General features: G+C 68.1%; 14 protein-coding genes. 9 read left to right on the top strand and 5 right to left on the bottom strand.

Features of this window, described 5'->3' with window-relative positions; translation table 11 throughout:
* Window positions 1-3: 3 nt before the first annotated feature.
* The 5 genes from rplP (at window position 4) to NMI01S_RS01905 (ending at window position 3,291) form a co-directional block, all read left to right on the top strand.
* The gene (gene rplP, locus NMI01S_RS01925; protein ID WP_030513364.1) at window positions 4-420 is read left to right on the top strand and encodes a 50S ribosomal protein L16; all 417 of its coding nucleotides are present in this window, start codon (window positions 4-6) and stop codon (window positions 418-420) included.
* Complete coding sequence (gene rpmC, locus NMI01S_RS01920; protein ID WP_025347181.1) at window positions 420-659, top strand: 50S ribosomal protein L29; 240 nt, start codon at window positions 420-422, stop codon at window positions 657-659. Before rplP ends, rpmC begins: the two co-directional genes overlap by 1 nt.
* Window positions 656-952, top strand: coding sequence for a 30S ribosomal protein S17 (rpsQ, locus tag NMI01S_RS01915; RefSeq protein ID WP_036498176.1), 297 nt, complete (start codon window positions 656-658; stop codon window positions 950-952). Before rpmC ends, rpsQ begins: the two co-directional genes overlap by 4 nt.
* A 186-nt stretch (window positions 953-1,138) precedes the next feature.
* A complete protein-coding gene (locus tag NMI01S_RS01910) occupies window positions 1,139-1,798 on the top strand; it encodes a YdcF family protein (protein WP_062994316.1) in 660 nt (219 codons plus the stop codon).
* Between the two features lie 176 nt (window positions 1,799-1,974).
* Entirely contained in the window at window positions 1,975-3,291 is a 1,317-nt protein-coding gene (locus NMI01S_RS01905) for a flavin-dependent oxidoreductase (protein WP_062994315.1), read from the top strand.
* Here the strand turns inward: NMI01S_RS01905 and NMI01S_RS01900 are convergent.
* From NMI01S_RS01900 to NMI01S_RS01880, 5 genes are all read right to left on the bottom strand, one after another.
* A complete protein-coding gene (locus tag NMI01S_RS01900; RefSeq protein WP_167669860.1) occupies window positions 3,234-4,538 on the bottom strand; it encodes an acyltransferase in 1,305 nt (434 codons plus the stop codon). The genes NMI01S_RS01905 and NMI01S_RS01900 overlap by 58 nt on opposite strands.
* Window positions 4,539-4,770: 232 nt before the next feature.
* Window positions 4,771-6,603, bottom strand: a complete 1,833-nt coding sequence (locus NMI01S_RS01895; protein ID WP_157126011.1) for a hypothetical protein — start codon at window positions 6,601-6,603, stop codon at window positions 4,771-4,773.
* A 308-nt stretch (window positions 6,604-6,911) separates the two neighbouring features.
* Window positions 6,912-7,670 (bottom strand): CPBP family intramembrane glutamic endopeptidase, encoded by a 759-nt coding sequence (locus tag NMI01S_RS01890; protein ID WP_062994312.1) that lies wholly within the window; start codon window positions 7,668-7,670, stop codon window positions 6,912-6,914.
* A 104-nt stretch (window positions 7,671-7,774) separates the two neighbouring features.
* On the bottom strand, window positions 7,775-8,716 hold the full coding sequence (locus NMI01S_RS01885; RefSeq protein WP_062994311.1) for an RluA family pseudouridine synthase: 942 nt from the start codon (window positions 8,714-8,716) through the stop codon (window positions 7,775-7,777).
* Window positions 8,717-8,883: 167 nt separating this feature from the next.
* Complete coding sequence (locus NMI01S_RS01880) at window positions 8,884-9,348, bottom strand: MTB12 C-terminal domain-containing protein (RefSeq protein WP_062994310.1); 465 nt, start codon at window positions 9,346-9,348, stop codon at window positions 8,884-8,886.
* A 255-nt stretch (window positions 9,349-9,603) separates the two neighbouring features.
* Here NMI01S_RS01880 and NMI01S_RS01875 point away from each other — a divergent pair, with 255 nt between their 5' ends.
* From NMI01S_RS01875 to NMI01S_RS01860, 4 genes are all read left to right on the top strand, one after another.
* Window positions 9,604-10,854 (top strand): SidA/IucD/PvdA family monooxygenase, encoded by a 1,251-nt coding sequence (locus NMI01S_RS01875; protein ID WP_084512163.1) that lies wholly within the window; start codon window positions 9,604-9,606, stop codon window positions 10,852-10,854.
* Window positions 10,855-10,910: 56 nt separating this feature from the next.
* The gene (locus tag NMI01S_RS01870; RefSeq protein ID WP_062994308.1) at window positions 10,911-11,852 is read left to right on the top strand and encodes a methionyl-tRNA formyltransferase; all 942 of its coding nucleotides are present in this window, start codon (window positions 10,911-10,913) and stop codon (window positions 11,850-11,852) included.
* On the top strand, window positions 11,849-14,986 hold the full coding sequence (locus tag NMI01S_RS01865; RefSeq protein ID WP_062994307.1) for a non-ribosomal peptide synthetase: 3,138 nt from the start codon (window positions 11,849-11,851) through the stop codon (window positions 14,984-14,986). Before NMI01S_RS01870 ends, NMI01S_RS01865 begins: the two co-directional genes overlap by 4 nt.
* A 61-nt stretch (window positions 14,987-15,047) precedes the next feature.
* Window positions 15,048-16,049: an ABC transporter substrate-binding protein gene (locus NMI01S_RS01860; protein ID WP_062994306.1), complete on the top strand. Its 1,002-nt coding sequence runs from the start codon at window positions 15,048-15,050 to the stop codon at window positions 16,047-16,049.
* Window positions 16,050-16,057 lie beyond the last annotated feature (8 nt).

Below are 16,057 nucleotides of genomic sequence, written 5' to 3'. Positions count from 1 at the left end.
CCCATGTTGATGCCCCGCAAGGTCAAGCACCGCAAGCAGCATCACCCCCGTCGTACCGGTATGGCCAAGGGCGGCACCTCGGTGGCGTTCGGTGACTTCGGCATCCAGGCTCTGGAGCCGGCATACGTCACCAACCGGCAGATCGAGTCGGCGCGTATCGCGATGACCCGCCACATCCGTCGTGGCGGCAAGATCTGGATCAACATCTACCCGGATCGCCCGCTGACCAAGAAGCCGGCCGAAACCCGCATGGGTTCCGGTAAGGGTTCGCCGGAGTGGTGGGTCGCGAACGTTAAGCCGGGTCGCGTGATGTTCGAGATGTCTTACCCGAACGAGGAGACCGCTCGCGAGGCGCTGCGCCGCGCGATGCACAAGCTCCCGATGAAGTGCAGGATCGTGACCAGGGAGGAGCAGTTCTGATGGCTACCGGAACTCCGGCCGCAGACCTGCGCGAGCTCAACGAGGACGAGCTCGTCGCCCGCCTGCGTGAATCGAAGGAAGAGCTGTTCAACCTGCGCTTCCAGATGGCGACCGGCCAGTTGCAGAACAACCGGCGCCTGCGTGTGGTTCGTCACGAGATCGCGCGCATCTACACGGTCATGCGTGAGCGCGAGCTCGGCTTGGCCTCCGGTCCTGAAGGCAAGGGAGACGCCGCATGAGCGACGTAAAGGGCCCGGCCAAGACGCCGGCCAAGGAGACCGAACGTGGCTCGCGCAAGGTGCGCGTCGGCTACGTCGTCTCGGACAAGATGAACAAGACGATCGTTGTCGAGCTGGAAGACCGTAACCGGCACCCGCTCTACGGCAAGATCATCCGCACCACCTCGAAGGTGAAGGCGCACGACGAGAACGAGATCGCCGGTGTCGGCGACCGCGTGCAGCTGATGGAGACCCGTCCGCTGTCGGCCACCAAGCGGTGGCGGCTGGTGGAGGTTCTGGAGAAGGCGAAGTAGTCTTCCCGGCCTCGGCTGTGTAGTCGAAATACGAAGGCCCGCTTCCTGTTCGGGAAGCGGGCCTTCGTGCATCCGAGGCCGAGCATTCCGCTTGCGGTTTCGCCGGACCGGCAGCCGTTCGCACGCGACGGGTCTGCGACAACCACACCGGCCGGCGAGTATCCGCCGCGTTCGTATGATCGACGGATGCGGATTCCCGAGCGTATTCGACCAGATGTCCGCACCCTGTGGGAGTACAACCTCATGGGGCATGAGACGCGGCCGGTGGATGTGGGGATCGGGCTGGGGAGTCACGACATCGGGGTGGCGGTGTATGCGGTCGAGCTGTTTCGGCGGGGGATCTTTTCGACGATCGTGTTCAGTGGCGCCAATGCGCCCACGACGGTTGCCGAGTTTCCGGACGGGGAGGCGGTTCACTATCGGGAACACGCTGTCGCGCAGGGTGTTCCGGACGAAGCTGTCCTGGTCGAGCCCCGCGCCACGAACACCGCTGAGAACATCGACCTTTCGCGTGCGTTGCTGCGCGACTCCGGTCGCGTCGTGCGGTCGGTTCTGCTGATCTGCCGGCCGTATCAACAGCGGCGCAGTTTTGCGACCTGCCGGAAGCGGTGGCCTGAGGTCGAGGTGGTGTGCGGTTCACTACCGGAGTCGCTGGACGACTATGTGGCGCGGATCGGCGATGCGGAGCGAGTCGTCACGATGCTGGTGGGGGATACGCAACGGGTGTGGCGGTATGCGGCCGAGGGATGGGCGATCGAACAGGATGTTCCGGACGCGGTTCGCGCCGCGTACGAGCGGCTGGTGGCGGCCGGTTTCACCGGACGTCTGCTGCCACCGCACCGATAACCGGCCGGCCGCGGGTGGCCGTCGATCGGAACACACCCACCCACGGTGAATGACTGGGCTGCCCACACCTGAGAATCGGTAGATTACTCGCGTCCTCGGGGCATCGGCGGGAGGAGCGAGAAGGTGTGGGGTGTACGGAATTTCGATTCACTGCGACTACCGGCGGGAGAGCGGTGATGCGGGTTGTGATCGCGGGCGCAGGGATCGCCGGACTGACCGCGGCGGCCTGTCTGCACCGGGTGGGCATCGACGCGGTGGTTTTCGATGCGGTCACCGAACTGCGTCCCCTCGGTGTCGGGATCAATCTGTTGCCCCATGCGGTGCGGGAACTGACCGAGCTGGGAATCGGTGCGGCCCTGGCCGATTGCGCGATCGCGACGTCGCGCACGCTGCACCTGGATCGGTTCGGGAATCGAATCTGGAGTGAGGCACGCGGATTGGCCGCCGGTCAGCGCTGGCCGCAGTATGCGGTCCATCGCGGCGAATTGCAGGAGTTGCTCGTGGAGCTGGTGCGTGCCCGGCTGGGAGCGGACGCCGTGCGTGAAGGGCTGGCGCTGCACTCGTTCACCGAGGACGCCGATAGGGTGCGCTGCCGCTTCCGCGACCGGTCCGCGGGCCACTTCGTCGAGGAGACTGCGGATGTATTGATCGGCGCCGACGGTCTGCATTCGGCCGTCCGAGCGCAATTGCATCCGGCCGAGGGACGTCCGCTGTGGAACGGCATTCGAATGTGGCGGGGCGTCAGTGAGATTCGGCCCTTCTTGGACGGCCGGACGATGGTGGTCGCGGGTTCCAACCACGCCGCGAAATTCGTCATGTACCCGATTTCCGGCGCCGCGCATCGTCGGGGGAGTTCGCTGGTGAACTGGGTTGCCGAAGTGCGCGGGCACGATACGGCGGCGCAGAGCCCGGACTGGAATCGCGCCGGGCGGCTGGCGGATGTGCTCCCACACTACGACGGTTGGCGCCTGGCCGGTGTCGACATTTCCGCCTTGCTGCGCGCCAGCGCCGAAGTGCTCGAGTATCCGATGGTCGACCGAGACCCGTTGCCGCACTGGGGGACCGGACGCGTCACGATTATGGGCGATGCCGCACATCCGATGTATCCGGTCGGCTCCAACGGCGGCTCGCAAGCCATTCTCGACGCCGGCGTTCTGGCGTCCGAACTCGCCGCGGCCGCGGATCCGATCGCCGGACTGGCGCGCTACGAGCAGGTCCGGCGGAAGGCGGTCAACGCCATCGTGCTGGCGAACCGCGATATGCCGATGGACCGGGTGCTGCACGCGGTGGCGCAACGGGCGCCGCTCGGCTTCGATCGGATCGAGGAGGTGCTCACCGCGGCCGAACTCGCCGGCCTTGCCGAGGCGTACCGCCATGCCAGTGCTGCTGTTCCCGTCGATCTCGCATCGGACGCGGTCGCCGCAGAAGCCACGACCTATGCCGCCGGCGCCTCGGCGGACGACGGCCGTCCGTACGACTCCGGGACGGAGTGACCGGTCTCGAATGCCGTCACACGCTGCGGCGATGCCGGGCCGATCGACCGCAGTCGGCGAACGAGCGGGGTGGTGCCTTCGATCCGGGGCCGGCCGGTGAGGTAGATACTGCCGGGCGCGTGGCGCACCACGCCGACCACCGCGAGGGTGACCGCCAGGACCGCGACGAACAACAGGGCCGTCGCGCCCGCGGCGCCGACCGTGTCGTGCAGCTGCGGATAGAGGGGGATCAGCAGTTCCAGCACGATCGGATGCATCAGGAAGACCGCGAAGGAGCGATCGGCGCCGTAGCGCGAGATGCGGCCGACGACGCGATACTTCGGCCGCAGCCAGGACCACCACGTGCTCACGGTGTAGAGGCCGACGATCAGCGCGACGAAATAGACGGCCATGTACGGGTTGAAGACGTTGTCGGCCTGCCACGGGGTGGTGCCGCTCGCGACGGCGTGCTGATAGCACCACTCGGCGCCCGCCGCCACGAGGACCGTGCCGAGGATCAGCAGTGGGCCGAAGCGCCGCACGGCCCGGTCGACGGTGCCGATATGCCAGGCGGCGACCGCGCCGAACAGGATGTAGAACTGGTACGGCAGTACCGTCACGTAGAGGTGGTCCCACAGCTGCTCCGGCATGCCGGTGAGCGTCGGCGGATGCGTCAGCGCCGACAGCATGCCCGCTTGTACGAGCGCACTCGTCCCGAGCACCCACCGGTGGTGGCCGGCCGACCAGCGGACGAACCGGAGCAACAGCGGGAAGAGCAGGTAGATCTGCATCGAGACCAGCAGGAAGTACATCTGATACCAGGCTTCCCCGGTCACGAGTTCGATCGCCAACCGGCGTACCGCTCCCGCCGCGGACTCCTGATGAATGCCGGCGACCACCGAATAGCCCCAATAGAACACCGACCAGAGGACGTAGGGGATGCCGACGAGGGCGAAGCGGCGGCGCCAGAAGTGCGGCGCGTCGAAGGACCGGTCGGCGTACTGGTAGATCAGCACGAATCCGGTCAGCGTGAAGAAGGCCTCGCGGGGAAAGTGCAGCAGGACCATGGCCCCGTTCGCGGACACATTGTTCGGATCACTGGATCTGTCGATCACGTGTACGGCGATCACGCTGGCGAAGGTCAGGATCCGGAACAGGTTGACCTGATGCAGATAGGGCCGCGACGGCTGGGGTTGTGCGGCCTCTCCGGATTCGGTCGCGACGGAGGTGGGCGTACCGCGGACCGATGTCGCAATCGCCGTACTCATCGTGTCGTGATCCGTGGGCAGGAGCACCGTCCGTCGCGCGGCAAGGTCGCCGACGAATGCGCTCGCGGAAAGGTCTCGATCATCTGCTTCCTCGAGTCGGTCGTCGCACTCCATGATTACGACCGAGCCTGTGAGGTTCCTTATCGGGCCCTTCGAGGCGCCTGAACCGCCTGGTAGCGGCGTCGCGAATCGGCGCTCAGCGCATGCCGGGACAGATCGCGGCCCGGCGCGGTCAGCCGCCGACCGCCACGGGCATGCTGATGCGGCGGGCCGCCTCCAAGATTCCCAGTATCCGGGAGCCCGGCAGGCCGATGGCGGCGCCGATCGCGGCGGGGGTCCACGATTCGTCGGTGAGGGTGAGGATTTCGGCGAGCTGGTCGACCGACAGCTTGGACAGGCCGCGGCGGCGGATTTCGTGTGCCACCGACCGGATGGCGACCTCGCCGGTCTCGTCCTCCGCCGAATCGAGAGCGACGGAATCGACAGCGACGGAATCGACAGCGACGGAATCGACAGCGACGGATTCGATATCGGCGAATTCGGCGTCGTCCACCTCCGCGTCTTCGGCGTGGGCGAGGTCGGCCGGGGCGTCCGTCGGCGCCGTGCGGTCGAGTTCGGTTGCGGCCGCGACGGATCGAGGTGCTTCGGCGACCGGCTCACCCAGCACCAACTGCACGGCGTCGTCCACGGCCCGCCGCGTGCGCGTCTTGCGCGGTTCGTCGGAGACGATCCGAAGCCCGGCACCGTGTGATCCCGACCGCTCATCGGAGTGCGCGAGCGCCTCGGCCTCCGTGACTTCCGTTGGCGCCGGAGCGTTTACCGTTGGCTCGTCGGCCTTGCCGGTTGCCGCGTCGGCGGAGTCGCCGGTGGCTGTCGCCTCGGTGAGCACCTCGTATGCGGTGGCCGGCTCGACGGGAGCCGGGCCCTGCGCGGTCGACGATGCGTTTGCCGTGGTCGCAGGCGAAGGGGGCGGTGCGGTGCGCGCGGCGGACTGCGGCGGTGTAGACACGGGTTCGGCCGCTGCCCCGGCAGCGGCCGCCGTCGCGGTCGTAGGCCGGCGATTTTCCACCGCGTCCGCGAGCAGTAGCGACGCCTCCCATCCCGCCACCGAAACAGGTTGCGGCACAGGCGTCGACGGGAGCTGTGGATAACTGGGGAGTTCCGCGTGCCCCGCACCGTCGGGTAGCGGACGTGCCTCCGCCCATTCCGGAAGGTCGTCGGGCCGGTAGCTCGGGCGGTACCCGGTCGGCGGCAGATCGGAGTCGATGTCCTCCATCGGGATGTCATCGATGAGCTGGGCGTAGCGCGCGGAAACCCAGGCGTGCAACCAGATCACGACGCCCACCATGACGGGGGCGACGGCGGCCTCGGCGGCGCGCGCCGGTGCGCCCGCGACCAGATGTGGGCCGGCGTTGAGGGCGATGGTGACACCGAGCAGCGCGGTTTCCAGGAAGACGACCTTGCCGCGGTCGATATCGCGGCCCCATCGGGCGGCGGTGGTGGCGACCACCATGATGGTGATGATCGGGATCGAGATCATCGCCTCGAAGCCGTAACTGAGCCAGTACAGCGGATCCGACATGTCGCCGCTGGGGACGAGGTTGTGCTGGACGTTCACTCCCGCCCACACCATGCCGAGGACGACGACGCCGATCAGCGCCCGCGACGACCATTCGGCGCGGCGGAACAGTTGCGCCAGGCGCGCGTCGGGATTCGACACCCGCATGCGTGCCGCGCGGGCCCGCCGGTGCCAGCGAGCGTCCGCGTCGTCGGCCCGGCGCAGGGCGAGGGCGACGCGGCGATCCCGCTTCTCGGCCGACAGCTGGGCCGTCACCGCGCGTTTTCGTTGCCGGCGGCGCTGGGTGCGGATCCATTCGGCGAGATCACGTTCGGCGGCGATCTCCCGATCGGACAGTTCGGCGAACAGCGCCGGATCCGCTTGCAGGGGCAGCTTGCCCCGCGCGGTCGCCACCCGCCGGGCCAGCGCGTTGAGCTCCGCTTGCGGGGAGTGCTCGGTGGCGCCCCGGCGCCGGGCGGTCTTCGGCGTGGCCGGGGGCGCCTCCACGGAGACCTCCCCGGGGTGAGCGCCTGCGGCGGACCGTGCGGCGTCGTGGGTCGAAGGGTGCGCGGAGTCCGCCGGAGGGACGGCGGTCGTGGTGGTCGACTGCTCGTCGAGCATGGCGTGCCTTTCCCGGCAGCAACCGCGCTACCGAGGTCGATTACCCGAGTACTCGAACATATGTGTGATCGAAGTGAGAGAGTAATCGCCGACCATCGGCGCGGTCAACGCTTTCACCGAACATCAGTTCGGGCGAATATGCAAATGCGCTGTTCGGCCCGGCGATTGGCGAATTAGGCTGCGACAGCGGAATTTCAGTGCACCGCGGTATGCCAGACAATGGCCGCCGCGAGCGCGCCCGCGCCGTTGAGTGACCAGTGCAGTGCGATCGGCGCGAGCAGACTTCCGCTGCGCCGGCGCAACCATGTGAAGATCACACCGGCGGCCGCGGTGGCCAGGACGGCCAGTGCGATTCCGGCGATCTGCCCGCCGACACCACCGCCGAGCAGCGTGCTCAAACCGCGGTTCCCGCTGGTCAAACCGAGTGACGAGGCGATATGCCAGCAGCCGAAAAGCAGTGACCCGACGATGAATACACCGCGTGCGCCGGTCGCTCGATCCAGTGTGCCGTGCAGGACGCCGCGGAAGGCGAGTTCCTCCGGAATCACCGTCTGCAGCGGAATGACGATCATGGAGGCGATCAATGCCCCGGACAGGGTCGCATATCGATTGGCGAGAAAGAACGGCCGGGTAATCGGCAGGAGGGCGCCGATCACCACCGCGCCCACGACAATCGCGACCGCGCCGAGCGCATAGAGCGTTCCGCGCCGCCACTGCCGCGGCGAAAGTCCCAATTCCGCCCAGCCGAGCCCGCGGCGCCGCATCAACAGCACGAGAATCACCGCGGCCGCCGGAACGGTCGCGATATTCGCCCATTGTGAGGTGAAATGCGCGATCAGATTCGTACCGGCGAGCACCGCCACCACGACGGCGACGTCGAGGTAAGCGTGTAACCGGCGCCCCGGGCCGACCGGGGCCGAGGACTGCGCAACCCCGTTATCGTTTCGAGACATCGCCGCCAGTCTACGTTCATCCGGGCGCGCGCGCCGTGTTCGGCGGGTCACGATCGACGCATCGGACGCCGGTGTCGCGGCTCGCGGGCGAACGGCCGTTCGGGCTATCCGGTCGGTTCGCCGCTCCAGCCCGCGTAATCGGTCCACGCCCGCAAGGTTCGCGTGGTCTCGAACACCCGCTCGGTCCCGCTGATCGGGTCGGTGAAGGCCAGCCGCGCGGCCAGCAGTTGCAGCGGCCGGGTGAAATCGTCCACGGGGCGATCGGTGAGGTCGGGATAGAAGTCGTCGCCCAGGATCGGCACCCCGAGCCCGTTCATGTGCAGTCGCAGCTGATGGGTGCGGCCGGTGTGCGGGCTCAGCCGGTAGCGACCGAGGCCGTCGCGGTGGTCGATCAGCTCGATCAGCGTTTCCGCGTTGGGTTCGCCCTCGACCTCGAAGGCGCGAAGGATCGTGCGCTCCTTGACGATCCGGCTGCGTACCGTGCGGGGCAGGGTCAGTTCGGGATCGTAGGGCGCGATCGCCTCGTACTGCTTGTGCACCCGGCGCTTGTGGAACAGGGTCTGATACGCCCCGCGCCGCGCCGGATCGATGATGAACAGGATCAGTCCGGCCGTGGTCCGGTCCAGCCGATGCGCGGGCACCAGATCGGGGAGGTCCAGATCCCGCCGCAACCGGACGAGTGCGGTCTCGAGGATGTGCTGTCCGCGCGGAATCGTGGACAGGAAGTGTGGTTTGTCGACCACCAGCAGATGGTCGTCGCGATGCACCACGGTGACCTCGAACGGCACCGGTGTCTCGTCGGGTAGATCGCGGTGGAACCACACCGCGCCCCCGGGGACATAGGGCGCGTCCGGCTCGATCGGACCGTCGAGGTCGACGATGTCGCCGCCGGCGAGCATCTCGTCGATGCGCGCGGCGGGGACCCGGGGGAGCCGATGGACCAGATGGTCGCGAATCGTCGCCCAGGTTCCGTCTTCGGGTAACCGCAGCCGCGCCGGATCGAGTCCGTGGCGCTTGGGCAGCGGCGGCTGTTGCCGGCGTCGCACGTAACGACCCTAACGACAGCACCGTAGTGCCGAGGATCGGCCTGCGCAGATACGGGCCGGCCGCGGCGCCGGAGGATCTGGAGCGGGCGGGGCTGTCGGGCGAGTGGCCCGGGCGTCCGCGATGGCGGTCCCGGGCGCGACGGCGGGCGCCCGGGACCGCTCGTGCACTAAACGGTGCAGGGCAGGTTCGCGTAATAGGCGATCGTGCACTCGGATTCGCGGGTCAGCTTCCAGGTGCCGTCGATGTCCTTCCACTTCAGCTCGATGTACATGGCATCGAAGCCGGGGACGTTGATCTGCAGGTTGTGAGTCAGGGTGTCGCCCTGCACGTTCACCGGAGCGACGGCCTGCCACTGGAATCCGGGCACCGAGGCCATGACGCCGCCGACCTGGTCGACCAGGCTCAGACCGGCCTCGCCGGCCTCCAGCTCGTTGGCGCGAGCGGACCGCGAACCGTTCGGGTCGAGCACCAACTCCAGCTTGCTCTGCAGCTCGCCGACACCCGGAGCGGCGGCGTGCACAGGGGCGGCGATCGGCGCGGCCACGGCCGGGGTCACGGAGGCGACGCCGCCGGCGAAGACCACGGCGGCCAGCGAAAACGCCGCAACGGCACGGGATTTGATCTTGATCATGGTCGTATCCGATCAGTTGGGGGACAGGAGTGCCGTGCCTCGCAATCGTTCCGCAAGGGCTGGCACCACTAAGCAATATAAGGTAAGCCTATGCAAAGGTAGGTAATACTCAGTCGACTTCGGGTGGATCCGCTCTTCCCGATATGTCGGATCTGCGCAGCTGAACGCCCCGGCGACCGGCTGGGCGGTGGCTGGAATCACAGAACGGGAGTACCAGTGAAGACGCTTCTCGTGGTCGGAGCCGGGCCGAAAGCGATGGCAGTGGCGGCGAAGGCTCGGGTGCTGCGGGACCTGGGCTTACCCGCTCCGCGCGTGGTCGTGGTGGAACCGCATGCGGTGGGCGGCAATTGGCTGCCCAGCGGCGGATGGACCGACGGCCAGCATCGGCTCGGCACCAGCCCCGAAAAGGATGTCGGCTTCCCGTATCACTCCACCTGGGCGCGCGGCCACAACCGCGCGATCGACCGCGCGATGATCGCCTACAGCTGGACTTCGTTCCTGGTCGAGAACGGCACCTATGCCGAGTGGATCGACCGGGGCCGGCCCAATCCGCATCACCACGTCTGGGCCAACTATCTGCAGTGGGTCGCCCGCAAGGCCGAGGTCGAGATGGTGATGGGCGCGGTGCGCCGGATTCGCCCGGCCGCCGACGGCTGGCTGGTCGCGGTGGCCGACGGTTCCGGTGTGGAGACCGAAATCGACTGCGACGGGCTGATGATCACCGGCCCGGGCGACAGCCGGCGCGCGCTGGCCGAACATCCGAAGGTGCTGAGCATCGCGGACTTCTGGGATCTCGCGGGGAAGCGCCGGCTGCCCGTCTCCTCGCGGGCGGCGGTGATCGGCGGTGGTGAGACCGCGGGGTCGGCGGTGGACGAACTGGTCCGCCACGATGTCCTCACCGTGTCGGTGATCTCGCCCGCGGCCACCATCTACACGCGCGGCGAAAGCTATTTCGAGAATGCGCTGTTCAGTGATCCGGCGAAGTGGCGGGCACTGAGCCTGCAGGAGCGCCGCGACGTCATTCGCCGCACCGATCGGGGCGTGTTCTCGGTGCGGGTGCAGGAGAACGTGCTGGGGGACAATCGCGTTCATCATCTCCAGGGGCGCGTGGTGCGGGTGGCCGAGCGCGGCGAGGGGGTGGCGCTCACCTTGCGCAACGAATTGCGTCCCGATCAGATGCACGCCTTCGATCTGGTGGTCGACGCGACCGGTGGCCAGCCGTTGTGGTTCCTGGATCTGTTCGATGCCGACGCCTCGGATCTGGTGGAGCTCGCGGTGGGCGGGCCCGTCACCCATGCCCGGCTGGAGGCGGCCATCGGCCACGATCTGGCGGTGTCCGGCCTCGACGCCAAGCTCTACCTGCCGAATCTCGCGGGGATGGCGCAGGGGCCCGGCTTCCCCAATCTCAGTTGTCTGGGCGAACTTTCGGATCGGGTGCTGGGTGAGGTGCCGGTTCGCCGGGCCGCCGCGGTGGCACGGATCGGGGCCGGGCAGCGCCCGGAATGATCACCCGGCAAACTGTAGGCTAGGCTACCCTTAGTTCGAGGGAAGAGGTTCGGTTCATGCGTATCGTGTCGTTCGGTTATCAGACCTGGGGTCGTCAAACGCTGCAGGCCCTGATCGATTCGGAACACGAGGTGGTTCTCGCGGTCACCCACCCCGCGAGTGAACACGCCTACAAGGGCATCTGGTCCGATTCGGTCGAGGAACTGGCGCGCGAACACGGCATTCCGGTCCACCTGACCGAGCGCGCCGACGCGGAGACCATCGACCTGGTCAAGCACGCCGAACCCGACATCATCGTGGTCAACAGCTGGTACACCTGGATGCCGCCGGAGCTGTACCTGATGCCGCCGCACGGGACGCTGAATCTGCACGATTCGCTGCTGCCGAAGTTCACCGGGTTCTCGCCCGTGCTGTGGGCGCTGATCAGCGGTGAATCCGAATTCGGCCTCACCGTGCACCGGATGGACGAACAGCTCGACACCGGCGACATCATCGTGCAGCGCTCGTTGCCGATCGGCCCGACCGCCACCGGAACCGAACTCGTCCTCGCCGGAATGGAATTGATTCCGGGCGCGCTCCAGGAGGCGCTGAGCGCGATCGAATCCGGCACCGCGGTCTGGCGGCCGCAGGACAAGGCCGAGCGCACCTACTTCCACAAGCGGTCCGAGCGCGACAGCCGCATCGACTGGCACTGGGACGCAGTGGATCTCGAGCGTTTCGTGCGCGCGCTGTCCGAGCCGTATCCGCGGGCGTTCTCCTACTACCGCGGCGAGAAGGTGGAGATCACCGCCGCCACCCTGTCGCAGGCCCGCTACGGCGGAACCCCCGGCCGAGTGGTCGTGCAGGAGGGCGGTGGCGTGGTGATCTGCGGGCCGGACGCACATCGCGGTGGCAATCTCGGACTGGTCGTCACCCGGGTGCGCACCGCCGACGGCGCCGAGCACGACGGCGCCGAATTCTTCGCTCGCGGTGGTTATCTCACCGACGCCCCGCGATGACCGCGCTGTCGGCGCAGGAGCCGGCCGCGGTGGAGCTGTCGGCGGGGCAGCGCCGGATCTGGTTCCTGCAGAACCGCGATCCGGAGGACACCACACTCAACTGCTGTGCGGTCCATCGGCTCGAGGGTGCCGTGGACGCCGTCCGGCTGCGGGACGCGATCACCGAAACCGTTGCGCGGCACGAGGTTCTGCGCACCGTATACACCCTCGACGAGGACGACGAGCCGCATGCGGTGGTGCGTTCCGACGCGACGCCGTCCTGGCAGGAGGCGGATCTGCGCGATCTCGCCGACGCCAGTCGCGAGCGCCGAGCCGAGGTGCTGATCCGCCGCGAGGCGGGGCGCGCCTTCGATCCCTCGGCCGAGACACCGTTACGCTGCCTGCTGATTCGCACCGGCGAGCGACAGTATGTCCTCACCCTCGTGGTGCATACGATCGCCTGGGACGACGACTCCTGGCAGATCTTCCTCGACGAGGTGGGGCAGCGCTACGACGCGGTGGCGACCGCGCGGGCGTCCGTCGACCGCGCGGTGCGCAGCCGACGCGACGGGGCACCCGGCCCGGCAGCGGAGGCCGATCGCGCGTATTGGCGAAACGCATTGTCGCCCTTGCCGCAGCCGTTGGAACTGCCCGGCCGCGTCGTCGCGACCGTACCCTCGCTGCGCACCGGCCACGTCCGCGCCGGACTCCCGGCCGATGTGGCCGCGCGGGTGACAGAGTTCGCGCACCGGCAGGGCACCACGCCGTTCGTCGTACTTCTCACCGCCTTCGACACGCTGATCCACCGCTACACCGCCGCAACGGATTTCCTGGTGTGCGTACCGGCCACCGTGCGGCATGCCGACGACGCCGGTATCGGGTACTTCGGCAATACGCTGTTGCTGCGTACGACGGTCGATCCGGCGGGCAGCTTCCTCGACTGCCTGCGCGCGGTGAACGACCGCGCCGCAGCGGCTTTCGAGCACCGCGGTACACCGATCGACGAGGTCGTCGCCGACCTCAACCCCGAGCGGGGCAGTGGTCGCGACGGACTGGAGCAGCTGGCCCGCATCGAATTCGGCATCCGTCGCACCGCGACGCTCTCCCTGGAGGGCATCGCGACCGCGGCGGTGGACGTCGGCAGCCCGACGACGCGGATGCCGCTGTCGCTCAGCGTGATCACCACCGGCGACAGACTCGATCGCGTCGAAATTGCCTATCAGGCAGACGAATTCGACGCCCGCATCATCGAACAGTTCCTCACCCACTATGTGCGCGTGCTCGCGGCGGCGATCGCCGAACCCAAGCGTCGCGTCGGCGAGCTGGATATCTTCGGCGTCCGTGACCGTGAGGGAATTCTGGATCAGTCGCACGGCGAACTCGTCGCCGTCGCTCCCACCACGCTGGTCGATCTGTTCGAGCGGCGGGTGGCGGCGAATCCCGAGGCGGTCGCACTCGTCGATACCCGCGACGGAGATCGCGAGCTGACCTACGGCCACCTCGACCGGCGCGCGAATCGCCTGGCGCATCATCTGATTCGGCGGGGAATCGGCACCGAGGACGTGGTGGCGCTGCGGCTGACCACCTCGGTGGAGTTCGTGATCGCCGTCGTCGCGGTGCTGAAGGCCGGTGCGGCCTATCTGCCGATCGATCCGGCCTATCCGGCGGATCGGGTGGAATTCCTGCTCGCCGATGCGCGGCCGGCGCTGGTCCTCGATGCGGGCGATCTGCGCGCCGCAGAAGCGGCCGCCCGCACATCGCCGCAGCACGATCCGCGCGACAGTGACCGGCTGCGCCCGCTGCGGCCCGGCAATCTCGCCTACGTCATCTACACCTCCGGCTCCACCGGAACGCCGAAGGGGGTCGCGGTCTCCCACGCCGCGATCGCGGAACACGTCGTGGGATTCTGTGCGCAGTGGGGTGTGGGCGCGCAGGATCGGCTGCTGCAATCCTCGTCGATAAGTTTCGACGCCTCGCTGCTCGACATCTTCGTGACGCTCACCCTCGGCGCCGGCCTGGTGATCCCGAAGGTGGACGCCTTCGACGACATACCCCATGTGGCGGAGCTGATTTCGCGCTGCGGCGTGACCGTGCTGCATATGGTGCCGTCCATGCTCAGCACCCTGCTGATGCTGCCGGAGGTGAGCCAGTGGCGCGCGCTGCGCCATGTGCCGGTCGGCGGTGAGGCGCTCTACGGTGAGGTCGCCGACCGGTTCGCCGGCATCTTCGAGGCCGAACTCCGCAACCATTACGGGCCCACCGAGGCGGTCGTCTCGGCCACCCATCTCACCGTGGAGGGCCCGCAGGGAACCGGGATCGTGCCGATCGGCCGGCCCAACCGCAATGTCCATCTGTATCTGCTCGACGAGCGGCTGCAACTGGTGCCGACCGGCGTGGTGGGCGAAATCCACCTCGGGGGCGCGCAATTGGCGCGCGGCTATCTCGGCCGGGCCGCCGCCACGGCCGAGCGCTTCGTGGCCGACCCGTTCGCGCCCGGGCAGCGGCTCTATCGGACCGGAGATCTGGCGCGCCGCAACGGCAACGGCGAACTCGAATTCCTGGGCCGCGCCGACGAACAGGTCAAGGTGCGTGGCTACCGCATCGAACTCGCCGAGGTGCAGGCCGCCGTCGCCGCCCACCCCGACGTCGCGCACTGCGTGGCCGCCGCGGTGTCCGACGAGACGCTCGGCACGGTACTCGCCGCCTACCTCGTGCCCGCGCGCAGCGAGAACGGCAGCGCCGCACTGGATGTGGAGGCGGTGCGCGCACACGCGGCGGCCGTCCTGCCGCCGTACATGGTTCCGGGCGCCTTCGCGATCATCGACGAGATTCCGCTGACCGAACACGGAAAACTGGACCGCCGCGCCCTGCCGCTGCCACAGCGGTCGCCGGTGGAGTTGTATCGGGAGCCCAATACCGCGGTGGAGACGCGGATCGCGGAGTTGTTCGGGCGGATGTTCGGCCGCGAGCGGATAGGCGCCGAGGATTCGTTCTTCGAACTCGGCGGTCATTCCCTGCTGGCGGTGCGGCTGCTGGCCTGGATCCGAGCCGAATTCGGCGTGCGGATCGGCGTGCGCGCACTGTTCGACACTCCGACCGTGGCGGGATTGGCGGCCAGGGTCGAGGCATCGACGACCAGTGTTAGCTTAGCCTAAGCTACGATTCGAGAGGGCCGGGATCGCGAGTCGCCCGGAGCGAAGTACAAGGAGCTGTGCAATGAACCCAGGTCGAACATCCGCGCGCCGCGGCATGCGCGCATACGGCGCGGTGCTGCGAACCGCGTTGCTGGCGCTGATCCTGGGTCTGGTGAGCGCCGTGGCCGCCTGCGGATCCGGTTCGGACGACGCCGATTCCGGTGGGGCCGTGACGATCGAGCACAGCATGGGCACCACCACCGTCGACGGCACGCCCAAGCGCGTGGTGACCCTCGGCCCGGCCTGGCTGGACGCGGCCGTCTCGCTCGGGGTCACCCCGGTCGGCTATCTGGTGCCCGGCGCCGGGGCCGGGATGACCGTGCCGTGGCTGCCGCCGTCGCTGCCGCAACAGTCCAAGGCCCTGAACATGGGCGGCGATGTGGTCGAGCAGATCGCGGCGCTCGAACCCGATCTCATCGTGGCGCCGGGCTACATGATGGACAAGGCCATGTACGACAAGCTGTCCAAGCTGGCCCCGACCATCGGGCCGCTGTCCTCTGCGCAGATCGACCCGTGGGAGGACCAGGTTCAGGCCCTCGGCAAGGCGCTGCACAAGCAGGACCAGGCCGACAAGGTGGTCGCCGATGTGCACGGCACGATCGACGCGGTCGCCGCGAAACATCCGGGCCTGAAGGGCAAGACCTTCCTCACCTGCATGCTCACCACGCCCACGCAGCTGATGGTGCTGGCGGATCCGAAAGACGGTTCCGCGCAGGTGTTCACGCGGCTCGGGATGACGATGCCGGCGAAACTGGTCGCCGAGGCCCCCTCGGGCGGACGGCTGGCGCTCTCGCCGGAACGGCTCGGTGATCTGACCTCCGATCTGCTGGTGTGCGGCGCGGCGCCGGGCCTGCGGGAGAAGTTCACCCAGTTGCCCGGCTACGCGGATCTGCCGTCGGTGCGCCAGGGCGGCATCTCGTTCGTCGACATGATCACGATCAACGCCATCAACCAGCCGACCGCGCTGTCGGTGCCGTATCTGCTCGACAAGCTCGAACCGACCTTCGCGACCGTCGGCAAGTAAGGACTGAT

This window comes from Nocardia mikamii NBRC 108933, assembly GCF_001613505.1.
Taxonomy (GTDB): Bacteria; Actinomycetota; Actinomycetes; order Mycobacteriales; family Mycobacteriaceae; genus Nocardia; species Nocardia mikamii.
This window is presented reverse-complemented; position numbering and strand designations above follow the sequence as displayed.